This is a genomic window from Qipengyuania aestuarii, from assembly GCF_019711535.1.
Taxonomy (GTDB): domain Bacteria; phylum Pseudomonadota; class Alphaproteobacteria; order Sphingomonadales; family Sphingomonadaceae; genus Qipengyuania; species Qipengyuania aestuarii.
In genome coordinates this window covers 265,996-277,885 of record NZ_JAIGNP010000001.1, presented here as the reverse complement: position 1 = coordinate 277,885, position 11,890 = coordinate 265,996, and the positions used below count along the sequence as shown (strand labels likewise).

Below are 11,890 nucleotides of genomic sequence, written 5' to 3'. Positions count from 1 at the left end.
TTATGGCTTTGGACATCCTCATAGTAGACGACGAGCGCGACATCCGCGAACTCGTAGCAGGCGTCCTCAGCGATGAAGGTTATGAATGCCGAACCGCAGCTGACAGCACGTCCGCACTGCAGGCTGTAGACGAGAAGCGCCCCAGTCTCGTGCTACTCGATGTTTGGCTGCATGGAAGTCAAATGGATGGGCTCGAAGTGCTCGATGCAATCAAAGCGCGCGAACCTGAGCTTCCAGTCATCATCTTCTCGGGCCACGGAAATATAGATACCGCCGTCAGCGCTGTCAGCCGTGGAGCGATGGATTTCATCGAGAAGCCGTTCGAGGCCGAGCGCCTCTTGCTCTTGGTCGAGCGCGCGACTGAGACTGAAAATTTACGGCGGGAAAATAGCAGGCTGCGGGCGAAAACCGTTGAAACCGGAGAATTCACAGGGAACTCCGTGGCAATCAATTCGGTAAGGGCAACGCTCAAGCGCGTCGCCCAAACCGGTAGCCGCGTGTTGATCACCGGTCCGGCAGGTGCGGGCAAGGAGGTGGCGGCCCGCCTGCTTCACAATTGGTCTACCCGAGCAGACAAGCCGTTCGTCACCGTAAACTCTGCCCGCATTACCCCGGAGCGCTTCGAAGAAGAGCTGTTCGGCGAAGAAAGTGACGGCAAGTTGATCCGGCCTGGTTTGCTGGAAAGCGCGGACGGAGGCACTCTCTATCTCGATGAGATAGCCGACATGCCACTATCGACGCAGGCCCGCATCTTGCGTGTTCTGACAGAGCAGAGCTTCGTGCGGGTCGGGGGAAGTCGGCAGGTTGGGGTCGATGTTCGAGTGGTCTCATCATCCGCTCGCGACCTCGCAAAAGAGATGGAAGAAAAAAGGTTTCGCGAAGATCTCTTCTACCGATTAAACGTGGTTCCGGTTGAAATTCCTTCCCTTGCCGAACGCCGCGACGATATTCCTGCGCTGGCCGAATACTTCTTCGCTCGGTACGCCTCGGAACAGGGGATCCGTCCTCCGAAGATCAGTGAAGAGGCGATGGCCGCCCTTCAGGCCTATGACTGGCCCGGAAACGTGCGCCAATTGAGAAACGTGGTGGAAAGAACCATAATTCTCACTCCAAGAGACAGGATAGACACGATCGAGGCGAACATGCTTTCCGAAGAAGTGGCGGGCGGAAGTGAAAATGGCGCCGCTGGGGTCGCCGGCCTAATGGGGGCCCCGCTAAGGGAAGCGCGCGAAAGCTTTGAGAGAGAATATTTATCCGTTCAGATACGTCGCTTCTCTGGAAACATTTCAAAGACGGCCAGTTTTATCGGAATGGAGCGATCGGCGTTGCACCGCAAATTGAAATTGCTGGGAATGGCAGAGCGGAAGGAAAGCGAACGCAAGTAAGATAGATTGAGGCGTGGATCTACCGTGGCAATTTTTCTTCGTTGCGGATCCGTTAATTGATAGCCAGATTGATGATCACTTGGCCAATTAGGCTGGTACCCGGACGCGGGTGGAAGCGTCCAGATTGCGGTCGCGAATGATCGCCAAGAAAAGGAGACACAAAGATGTCCGGAGAGCGAACCCTGTCTGCCCGGCCTAGATCGGAGAAAGACGCTCGCAGCAAAGGCAAATCACCTAGCCTTCAAGATGCCTTTCTGAACCTTTTGCGGAAAGAAAAAACGCCGGTTACGGTGTTTCTCGTAAAGGGAGTGAAGCTTCAAGGTATTGTGACGTGGTTCGATAATTTTTCGATCCTTTTGCGCAGGGATGGGCAGTCGCAATTGGTCTACAAGCATGCGGTCAGTACGATAATGCCAGGGCAGCCGATCGACGCTACACAGTTTGTAAGCCAAGGTTCGGGGGCAAAACAGCGCCTTCTTCAGGACGTATTTCTAAGTCGGGTGCGTGAAGCAGAGGCTCAGGTAACAATGTTCCTTGTCAATGGCGTGATGCTGCAAGGTAAAATTGCGGCCTACGACCTCTTCTGCATGTTACTGGAACGCGAAGGGTACGTGCAACTCGCCTACAAGCACGCTGTGTCTACAATTCAACCTGCAGAGCCGGTCGACCTGACGGAAGACTGGGAAGAGGACGAAAACTGAGTTTCGATGATGATCTTATGGGGGAAGTTTCGCGCGGTGCGCGAGCCCTTGTCGTGTGCCCAGATATCCGTGGCTTTGCTTACGATCTCGACGCTGAAAGCCGGCTGCAGGAAGCTGAAGGTCTTGCTCTAGCCATTGGCATCGAGATTGAGGCGAGTTTCGTACTTCCTATACGAGAAGTCCGGCCAAATCTTCTCTTCGGCGCTGGCCAAGTGGATAACATCCGCATCGCCTGTGAGCAGAACGAAGCCGAACTGGTGGTCGTTGATGGCGCGCTAAGCCCCATACAGCAACGAAATCTCGAGGAAAAACTCTCTCGCAAGGTAATCGATCGTACCGGGCTCATCCTTGAAATTTTTGGCGAACGCGCAGCTACAGCCGAAGGGCGTCTACAGGTCGAACTCGCGCATCTTGATTATCAGCAAAGCCGTCTCGTTCGGAGCTGGACACATTTGGAACGGCAGCGAGGCGGTTTCGGCTTTCTTGGCGGACCCGGCGAGACGCAGATAGAAGCGGACCGCCGTATGATACGTCAGCGAATGGGGCGGCTACGCAAGGAACTGGAGCAGGTCCGGAAAACTCGCGGCCTTCATCGAGAGAGGCGTGAACGTGCTCCTTGGCCAGTGGTCGCGCTTGTCGGCTATACCAATGCGGGAAAGTCCACGCTTTTCAACAGTTTGACTGGTGCTCAAGTGATGGCTGAGGACTTGCTCTTCGCCACTCTGGATCCGACCATGCGCGCGATCTCGCTTCCCGGAGTGGAAAAGGCAATTCTGTCCGACACTGTAGGGTTCATCTCGGACTTGCCCACGCAGCTTGTGGCGGCCTTCCGCGCGACGCTCGAAGAAGTAACAGCTGCCGATGTTATCTGCCATGTGAGAGACATCTCAAACCCTTCAACCGAGGCGCAGAAGGCCCAAGTGTTGAATGTGTTGACGGATCTGGGTGTCATCGAAGGGGAGGGGGGAGGCTCTACAATTCCCATTTTGGAAGTGTGGAACAAGTGGGATTTGCTAGGTGAGGAGCAGGCTGCGGAACTACAGGCCTTGGCCGAAGCATCCGACGAGATCGTCCAGTTGTCGGCACTGTCCGGCGCTGGTATTGACGAGTTCGTGGAAACACTTGGGCAGATGCTGACTGCCAAAGCTTCCGTCCGTCAATTTGATTTGCCGGCAAGCGATGGCCGGCGGATTGCCTGGCTGCATGCGCATGGCGATGTTCTGGAAGAAAATGATGCCGGGGAGGGTGAAGAAGGCCCAATCCGCAGGTTTGTGGTTCGATTGAATCCTAAGGAAGTTGGACAGTTCGAGACCCTTTAGCTTCTTTTTTCCTGCCTTTTGACCTCGTGCCACAGCTCTTCCTGCGCCTCCAGTTCGCGCTCGGCAAAGTCACCACTGGCCAATTCTTCCATGGCTCGGAAGCGACGCTCGAACTTGGAATTCGCAAACCGTAAGGCTTGTTCTGCGTCCACTCCGTAAGCTCTCACCAAATTCACAGCCGCAAAGAGGAAATCTCCAGCCTCCTCGGCCCGGTCATGTTCACCGGCTTCTTCAAGCTCACCAATCTCTTCGATCACTTTTGATTTGGGACCAGCAATGTCTGGCCAATCGAAGCCTTGGCGCGCGGCTCTTTTTTGTAATTTTTGAGCACGCATCAAAGCCGGCAGGGCGAGGGCGACTCCATCGAGAGCTCCGGTGGCGCCTTCCGCCTCGCGCTCCGCCGCTTTCAGATTTTCCCAGCGAGCGTACTTCATCACGCCGCCTTCGTTACTGAAAATATGAGGATGGCGCCGTTCCATTTTCTCCGAGATGGTTTTGGCAACATCGTTGAAAGCGAAATGTCCGGCTTCTTCGGCAATGCGGGCGTGAAACACTACCTGCAGTAGGAGATCCCCCAATTCAGCCTTGAGATCGTCGAAATCTGAACGCTCTATCGCGTCCGCGACCTCATAAGCTTCCTCGATGGTGTAAGGCGCGATAGTCGAGAAGTCCTGCGCGACGTCCCATTCACATCCTCTGACGGGGTCTCGAAGCAATGCCATGATCGAAAGCAAGCGATCTAATTGTTCGGTCATGGGATATCACCTGGGTTTTCATACATATAAACGGGCAGCGCCTTTAGTCGAAGAGTGATAATATATATTATGTTAAATATAACACGTTTTGAGAGGCATGTTCTCAGGACCATCCAGTCACCCCGCTTACAATGACATACGCTCCACCGATAATGGCGACCCAAATCAGTGCCATTTTGATGATCTGATTTCCACGCAAGCCATCATCGCGTTTCATCCCAGCCACATAAGCGATCACTAGAGCCGCCATCATGGCGACCCAAGCGACTTCGCCCAGACCGGCATTCATAACCGGACTTCCAAGCCATCATATCCGACAGTCACTCCCTGAGGAACCTTGTCGCACAAGCTTCTGTAATCGAGCGATTTGTCCATATGCGTCAGGACGACCGCCTTCGCCTTGCACTTCTTTGCGAGGTCCAGTGACATATCGAGGTGCGCGTGGGTAGGATGCGGTCGCTCGCGCAGGCAGTCCACCACCAGAAGATCGCAGTTGCGGAAGCAATCCACCATCCCTGGAGTGATTTCGCTGAAGTCGGTTGCATACACCAGAGATTTCCCATCGGCTTCGAAGCGGAAGCCAGTGCTTTGCACCGGGCCATGAGGCATCTCGACATCATCGAAAGAAAAGCCAGCAACCAATTGGGTTTGCGAAGTTTCTTTGAGCTCAATCAGCGTTGGATAGCCAAATTGCCCTTCGAAGACGTAGTCGAAGCGGCGGCGCAGCCGCTCACATGTAAACCGGCTCGCAAACCCAGGTAATGGATTGCTGCGATCGTACCTCATGACCCGCAGATCATCGATACCATGGCAATGATCCGCGTGGTCGTGCGTCCAAAAAACGGCATCGACCTTGCCGATGTCGTTGGCGAGAAGCTGGGCCCTTAGATCGGTCGACGTATCTACCAGAATACGCTGTCCGGAGTCGTTTTGGACGACAATGGAAACGCGTGACCGGCGGTTTCGGGGTTCTGATGGATCGCATTCGCCCCAGTCGTTTCCAACACGCGGCACGCCTGTCGATGTTCCGCATCCGAGCATGATCAGTTTCATGCCGCTGCCTTTGAAAACAGCCGGTAGAAATTGCTCGTCGTGTATTCGGCAAGATCGTCAACCGTTTCGCCGCGCAGCCCGGCGATGAAAGTAGCTGTGTCCCGAACGTAGCCGGGCTCGCATGTTTTGCCGCGATGTGGAACCGGAGCGAGAAAAGGACTGTCAGTTTCGACAAGCAACCGGTCCTTGGGCACGCTTTTGGCAACTTCTTGCAAAGCTCTGGCATTCTTGAAAGTTACGATGCCAGATAAAGAGATAGAGAGGCCGAGCGCCAAGACCTTTTCCCCGAATTCTGCCGATGCGGTGAAGCAATGGATGAGAGCTGGGAAGGCACCCTTGCCCATTTCGTCAGTTAGAATTGCGAGAGTATCGGGCTCCGCATCGCGTGTATGAATGATGACCGGCAGGCCCGTCTCGCGCGCCACATCGATATGCAGACGGAACAGCCGTTGCTGACGCGCACGGTCCGAATGATCGTAGAAATAATCGAGACCGGTTTCACCAATACCGATGACCCGCGCGTTCTGGGTCGCGCGCAATAACTCTTCGCGGGTCAGATCGGCATGATCATCGGCATTGTGAGGATGGATGCCGACACTGGCCCAGACGTCGGGTCGCGCGTTCGCGGTCCCAACCACCTGATCCCATTCTTCCCGCTTGGTCGAGATGTTGAGAAACGCCCCTACCCCGGCCTCGCGTGCGCGGCGAAGGACCTCGGCTTGGTGATCTACGAGGCCCTCATACTCGAGGTGGCAGTGGCTATCGACGAGCATCAGCTGTCCTCTGTTTCCGGAAGTTCCAGTCTCGGGAATGCCGGGACGGGTTTGTCGATCACGTGGCCTGCCGCTACCAGTGCAGTGAACCATCCTTCATCCGATAAATCGGCATAGCTTCTACCGTCTGATTTCACGCCAAGCTGGTCGAGCACTGCAGAAGACTTTGTTGGCACGACTGGCTGAATTGCGATGGCAAGGTCACGGATGGCAAGGAAGAGCGTCTGCAATACCGCCTTCATGCGCTCGGGATCTGTCTTCTTCAGCGCCCACGGGGCCTGCTCGTCGACATAGGCGTTGCAGGCGAACACAGCCTTGAGCCAGGCTTCGATCCCGACGCTGAAATTAAGCGTCTCGAATTCCTTTGGCAACGTGACGTTACACGCCTCCCGCACAATAGCGAGCAGCGACTTGTCCTCTCCATTTGGAGAGAAGTCTTCGAGCTTGCCGTCCATGTTCTTGTGGATCATCGACAACGTGCGCTGCGCCAGATTGCCGAAGCTGTTGGCCAATTCAGCATTGACCTTGTTTACGAGCGCTTCTGCCGAATAGCTGCCGTCTTTTCCGAAGACCACCTCGGCCATCAGGAAATAGCGGAGCGAGTCGACTCCGAAGAGGTCCACCAGCTCGTTGGGGTCCGTTACATTGCCTGCCGACTTGGATTCCTTCACCCCGCGATTGAGCAGGAAGCCGTGGCCGAAAACCTTCTGCGGTACGGGCAGGTCGGCACTCATGAGGAAAGCCGGCCAATAGACCGTGTGAAAGCGGACGATGTCCTTGCCGATCAGATGCAGGTTTGCGGGCCAGAATTTGTCCCACATTTCTCCGCCATCTGGATAGCCGAGCCCGGTGATGTAATTGGTAAGCGCATCCACCCACACATACATCACGTGATTATCGTGCCCGGGCACTTTCACGCCCCAGTCGAAACTGGTGCGGCTGACAGATAAGTCCTTCAAACCGCCTTCAATGAAGGCGATCATTTCGTTTCGCCGGCTCACTGGCTCCAGAAAGCCCGGCTTGTTGAGCAATTCGACAAGCTGATCGGCGTATTTCGACAGGCGGAAGAACCAGGTTTCCTCTTCGGTCCATTCGACCGGCGTACCTTGCGGAGACAGCTTTTCGCCGGCCTCCCCTTCGATCAGTTCCTTTTCGTCGTAATAGGCTTCGTCGCGGACCGAGTACCAGCCTTCGTAGCGATCCAGGTACAGATCACCCTTGGCCTCCATCGCTTGCCAGATCGCGCGGCTCGCCTTGTGATGATCCTCATCGGTCGTGCGGATGAAGCGGTCGTAAGTTATATCGAGCCGGTCGAAGAGTTCCTTGAACGCACCCGACATCTCGTCGGCTAGCTCCCTCGGAGTTCTTCCAAGGTCGCGTGCCTTATGCGCCATTTTTAGCCCGTGTTCGTCCGTGCCTGTCTGGAACCGCACTTCGCGGCCCATCAGACGCTGGAAGCGCGCAATGACATCGGCAGCAATCGTTTCATAGGCATGACCGATGTGCGGCTTGCCGTTGGGATAATGGATTGCGGTGGTTATGTAATAAGGGTCAGCCATTGCCGCGTTCGCTAGCCGCGCCCGCTTGTGCGAGCAAGGTCCCGATTTCCATTCCAAGCAGACCGGGATCGAAATTATAGGTCGGCTGCTCTGCGCTCAGCCGTACGAGTTCAGCGTGTGTATCCACCAGGCCGGCGGGATTTCCCGCATGCTGGTGGATCCGTTCCGATAAGATCGCCCGCGCCAGACCGAGCACCGCCTGCAGCCGCGGAATGTCCTGCTTGGCACCGATCGCACCGGCTAATTGACCGCGTAGGACGAAGTCGCGGTCTCCCTGCTCAAGGATTGTGCGCATCAGCTGCGCGGGCTTGCCCAGCTCGTATTTGAGAAACGTCAGTGCAGAACCTGGCGATCCGGACGATGCGGCAATCGCAGCATCGCGTGAAGCGATATCCGCTTCCGGGGCAAGGTCGCGCAAGAGATCATCCATCGCTTCCTTGCCGATCGGTGAAAAGCGGACCGTGCGACAGCGCGAGCGGATCGTGGGAAGCAAGCGCGCGGGACTATGGGCGATCAGCAGGAAATATGTTCCCTGCGGCGGTTCTTCGAGGCTCTTCAGCAGTGCATTGGATGCCGATACTTCCATATCGTCAGCGGGATCGATGATCACTGCACGCTTCGAGCCAAGCGTTGGCCTTGTTGTGAGGCGGCGCTGAATGTCGCGGACCTGGTCGACCTTGATGCCGCGCGCGAGTTCGAAGGGCTTGCCGTCGTCGCGCTTCTTCGCTTCTTCCTTGTTCTTCGGGCCATATGTCAGCGTGAGAATGTCGGGATGTTCCGCCCCCCCTTCCCCGCCCAGAAGTTGGCGCGCTGCCGCTTGCGCAAAGCTTGCTTTTCCAAGCCCTTTCTTGCCGGCCAGCAACCAGGCGTGATGCATGCGATTGCCGTCCAACGCTCGGCGCCACTGGCTCCATGCCTCGTCATGCCCGATAAGGCTCATCGCGCTGCTTCCGCCAGGAACGGGGCCAAAGCTTCGAGGAGGCGAGCATGCACCTCTTCAACCGTCCCGTCGCCGTTCACACGGAGAAAACGCTGGGGCTCGGCTTCCACGAAAGTGTCGAAGGCTGCATTTACGCTGGCGTGATAATGGCTATCGCGCCCGCCGATCGCGTCAGACATCTCGCCATCTCGGGCGCGCAGGCGACGTGAGACTTCGGCGCTGTCCGCTCCTATCACGATGGTCAGATCGGGCAGCAGACCGGCACTGCCAACATCGTGCAGCCTGCGAACCGCATCATCACCAAGAGTGCCGGCAGCCCCCTGATAGGCTCTGCTGGAATCGAGGAAGCGGTCGCATACCACCCATTCCCCACGCTCCAGTGCGGGCAGTATCAGGCGCTGAACATGGTCCGCGCGCGCCGCCGCAAACAGCAATGCTTCTGCCTGCGGCCCCCACCCCTCCCCTGGTGGGTGGAGCAGCAAGTCGCGAATGGCTTCGGCTCCCGGCGTGCCGCCCGGCTCGCGCGTCGCCACGACCTCGATACCGCGCCGCTTCAGGGCGTCGCACAGAAGCCGGGCCTGGGTGGATTTACCCATCCCTTCGCCGCCTTCGAAGGCAATGAACTTTCCGCGCGTCACGTAATCCAGCCCAGGACGCCGTTTAGGATACGGCGCCCAAGCCCGGCCTCATCGACTGTGTCACGCGCGACGAGCGGGACGCTGAAATCTGACATGCCGTCGATCGAGACCGTGAGTATGGCGATCTGCTCGCCCTGGCGAATTGGCGCGCGAACCGGACCTTCATAATTCACGGTCAATTTCACATCGCGATGGGCGCCGGCCGGGATATCGACATAGACCCCCGCAGGAGCGACGAGCGCAACCTGCGTGCTGTCGCCGCCCTGCACCTCTGCCATGGCGACCTCTGCTTCGGGAGCGAAGAGCCGCTGCTGGTCAAAGGCCGAAAAGCCCCATTCGATCAGGTCGCGTGCAGCCCGGTTGCGATCCCGGCCGCGCGGACTTGCCGCGACCACCATGACCAGCCGCCGCCCGTTGCGTTCAGCAGAGCCGAGAAAACCGTAGCCGGCCTGATTGGTGAAGCCGGTCTTGATGCCATCTGCGCCCGGCACCACGCCGCTGATCGGATCGTGGTTGGACTGGGTGATGTCGTTATAGGTAAATTCGCGGTGGCCGATGTAACGGCGATATTTCGAGGGATGGCGCCGCAGCATTTGCGTGGCCAGTGTCGTCAGGTCGCGAGCGGTGACGAAAGTATTACCTTCATCCATCCAGCCATTGGGCGTGCCGAAATGGCTGTCACGCATGCCGATCTCGCTGGCCTTGGCATTCATCGCGGCGACCCATTTGTCGACCGATCCCGCAGCTCCGTCGGCGAGCGCGGCTGCCCCATCATTGGCCGAGACGGTGGTTACGCCGTGCACCAGATCGTCCACCGTAACCCGCGCATCATGCGGCAGGAACATGGTGGACCCGACCTGATTCCAGCGCTTCCAGACTTCCGGCCGGATGGAAAAGCTCTGCTGTGGCAGAATCTTGCCTTCTTCCATCCATTCGAATGCGAGGAAGGTCGTCATCACCTTGGTGATTGAAGCGGGCATGAAACGGCGATCAGCCTCGCGTTCGAAGAGGATCTGGCCGCTGGTGACGTCGAACAGATAAGCGATCGGCGCCTCGCTGGGGGATGGAGGCATCGGCCTCTTCATCTCCTGAGCGATCGCGCTTGAGGGTATCAGAGCCGCAACGGAAGCGGCCAGAATGATATTTTGCAATGATTGTCGCAACGGGTTTCGCGCCGCCGCGAGACGGCGCTCTCCTCTCGGATTAACTGGGCTGACTTCTATATCACGGAGAGCGGCGATGACGAGAGCCACCGCGCGCTTTCCACGGTGGCGATCAGCGCGCGATCTCGTCCGCCAGCAATCCCACGCTCATGGCGTAGTAGTTGGAGCAATTATATTCGAGGATCACGCGGTAATTGCTGGTCAGCAGCCAGGCGGGTGTACCCGGGCCATCGGGCTGGAACAGGCTCACCAGCGTATCCTGCGGCAAGGCCCGCTGCGGCTGCACGCCCAGCGATCGCCACTCGGCAACAGTCTTGTACTGACTGTGGCGTTCATGGACCCGCGGGCAGACAGGCGCATTGAGTTCGCTTTTATAGCGATCGATGTCGAAGCCCGATGGCACGGAAGCGCGAACGCCCCATGGCTGGCCCGGGCGCCATCCGGCATCGCGGAAATAATTGGCGATGGAAGCAAGCGCATCGGCATTATTGTTCATGATGTCGGCGCGGCCATCCCCGTCGCCATCGGTTGCCAGCCTGAGATACACGCTCGGAAGGAACTGGGGATTGCCGAAAGCGCCAGCCCAGCTTCCCTGCAATTCGCTGCGGGAATAGCCCTTGTCGGCCACCTTCATGAGATCGACCCATTCGCTGGAGAAGAGTTCGCGGCGGCGGCCTTCCCAGGCGAGCGTTGCCAGCGACTGCGACAGGTCGAAGCCGCCCTTCACGCGGCCATATGCTGTCTCATGCCCCCAGATGGCGACCATGATTTCACCGGGTACGCCATATTCCTGTTCGAATCCGGCGAGGCGGCTGCGGTAATTCGCATATTCACGGCGGCCACCGTTGATCCTGGCGCTGTCTACGTGGGTAGAAATATAGGGAGCGAGCGGCGGATAGCCCGACCCGCTCGAAGATCCGGGCTGGCTCTGGTCCAGCTCGATCACTCGGCGATTCGGCGTGAGGCCGGCGGTCATCCTGCGCAGCGTATTTTCGCTTACACCTTCTGCGCGAGCGCGGGCGATCAGCAGCTGCATATAGGCGTCGAAGGACATGTCCTGTGCGGCCGCAGGTGCAGCGGGAAGTGCGAGAAGTGAAGCCGAAGCGGCGAGAAAGAGGTTTCGTAATTTCATAGATGATCTGTCGCAGGCTCAAGCTGAATGGCAAGTGTCATGAAGGGCTTACGCAAAAAGGCCTGCCACGGTTCCGATATTGGCGTGACAGGCCGGTTATGTTTGTCTAGCAAGCGCTTCGCTCGCGGACAGGTGGCAGAGCGGTTGAATGCACCGGTCTTGAAAACCGGCAAGGGTGCAAGCCCTTCGTGGGTTCGAATCCCACCCTGTCCGCCAGCTATTTCTGCTGGGTTCCGGTAAGATCGGCGCCCTTGCGATCGGCCTTCGGATAATCCTGCGGCTTCACGCTCGACTGATTCTTCAGCGCGCGATGGTCTTCCACGATGCCGCCATCGGCCGTATTTTCATCGTCTTCATCGATACCCTGCGGTTCGTCGGCTATTTCGAATTCCATGATATCTCTCCTTTGCATACCCAACGCAGCAGCGAGAGGAAGTTGCCGGTCGCCAAGCCGAAGAGCTTTGAATTTACG

General features: G+C 57.6%; 13 protein-coding genes and 1 tRNA gene. 4 read left to right on the top strand and 10 right to left on the bottom strand.

Annotation, left to right across the window (positions count from 1 at the left end; genetic code table 11):
• Nucleotides 1-2: 2 nt before the first annotated feature.
• The 3 genes from ntrX (at nt 3) to hflX (ending at nt 3,405) form a co-directional block, all read left to right on the top strand.
• Nucleotides 3-1,385: a nitrogen assimilation response regulator NtrX gene (ntrX, locus tag K3175_RS01395; protein ID WP_221541586.1), complete on the top strand. Its 1,383-nt coding sequence runs from the start codon at nt 3-5 to the stop codon at nt 1,383-1,385.
• Nucleotides 1,386-1,549: 164 nt separating this feature from the next.
• The gene (hfq, locus tag K3175_RS01390; RefSeq protein ID WP_221541585.1) at nt 1,550-2,086 is read left to right on the top strand and encodes an RNA chaperone Hfq; all 537 of its coding nucleotides are present in this window, start codon (nt 1,550-1,552) and stop codon (nt 2,084-2,086) included.
• Nucleotides 2,087-2,103: 17 nt separating this feature from the next.
• On the top strand, nt 2,104-3,405 hold the full coding sequence (gene hflX, locus K3175_RS01385; protein ID WP_221541584.1) for a GTPase HflX: 1,302 nt from the start codon (nt 2,104-2,106) through the stop codon (nt 3,403-3,405).
• On the opposite strand, the gene mazG is transcribed toward hflX, so the two are convergent.
• The 9 genes from mazG to K3175_RS01340 all read right to left on the bottom strand — a co-directional run bounded on the left by mazG (nt 3,402) and on the right by K3175_RS01340 (nt 11,418).
• The gene (mazG, locus tag K3175_RS01380) at nt 3,402-4,160 is read right to left on the bottom strand and encodes a nucleoside triphosphate pyrophosphohydrolase (RefSeq protein ID WP_221541583.1); all 759 of its coding nucleotides are present in this window, start codon (nt 4,158-4,160) and stop codon (nt 3,402-3,404) included. The genes hflX and mazG overlap by 4 nt on opposite strands.
• Before the next feature lie 103 nt (nt 4,161-4,263).
• Entirely contained in the window at nt 4,264-4,449 is a 186-nt protein-coding gene (locus K3175_RS01375) for a hypothetical protein (protein WP_221541582.1), read from the bottom strand.
• Entirely contained in the window at nt 4,446-5,213 is a 768-nt protein-coding gene (locus K3175_RS01370; RefSeq protein ID WP_221541581.1) for an MBL fold metallo-hydrolase, read from the bottom strand. The genes K3175_RS01375 and K3175_RS01370 overlap by 4 nt, the downstream gene beginning before the upstream one ends.
• Entirely contained in the window at nt 5,210-5,986 is a 777-nt protein-coding gene (locus K3175_RS01365; protein ID WP_221541580.1) for a TatD family hydrolase, read from the bottom strand. Before K3175_RS01365 ends, K3175_RS01370 begins: the two co-directional genes overlap by 4 nt.
• Nucleotides 5,986-7,545 (bottom strand): methionine--tRNA ligase, encoded by a 1,560-nt coding sequence (metG, locus tag K3175_RS01360; RefSeq protein WP_221541579.1) that lies wholly within the window; start codon nt 7,543-7,545, stop codon nt 5,986-5,988. Before metG ends, K3175_RS01365 begins: the two co-directional genes overlap by 1 nt.
• On the bottom strand, nt 7,538-8,485 hold the full coding sequence (locus K3175_RS01355; protein ID WP_221541578.1) for a DNA polymerase III subunit: 948 nt from the start codon (nt 8,483-8,485) through the stop codon (nt 7,538-7,540). Before K3175_RS01355 ends, metG begins: the two co-directional genes overlap by 8 nt.
• Nucleotides 8,482-9,123, bottom strand: coding sequence for a dTMP kinase (tmk, locus tag K3175_RS01350; protein WP_221541577.1), 642 nt, complete (start codon nt 9,121-9,123; stop codon nt 8,482-8,484). Before tmk ends, K3175_RS01355 begins: the two co-directional genes overlap by 4 nt.
• Nucleotides 9,120-10,196: a D-alanyl-D-alanine carboxypeptidase family protein gene (locus tag K3175_RS01345; RefSeq protein WP_247710613.1), complete on the bottom strand. Its 1,077-nt coding sequence runs from the start codon at nt 10,194-10,196 to the stop codon at nt 9,120-9,122. The genes tmk and K3175_RS01345 overlap by 4 nt, the downstream gene beginning before the upstream one ends.
• Before the next feature lie 202 nt (nt 10,197-10,398).
• Complete coding sequence (locus tag K3175_RS01340) at nt 10,399-11,418, bottom strand: lytic murein transglycosylase (RefSeq protein WP_221541575.1); 1,020 nt, start codon at nt 11,416-11,418, stop codon at nt 10,399-10,401.
• Between the two features lie 126 nt (nt 11,419-11,544).
• Between K3175_RS01340 and K3175_RS01335 the strand changes: the two genes are divergently transcribed.
• Nucleotides 11,545-11,634 (top strand) — tRNA-Ser (locus tag K3175_RS01335).
• Between the two features lies 1 nt (nt 11,635).
• Here the strand turns inward: K3175_RS01335 and K3175_RS01330 are convergent.
• Complete coding sequence (locus K3175_RS01330; RefSeq protein ID WP_221541574.1) at nt 11,636-11,812, bottom strand: hypothetical protein; 177 nt, start codon at nt 11,810-11,812, stop codon at nt 11,636-11,638.
• Nucleotides 11,813-11,890 lie beyond the last annotated feature (78 nt).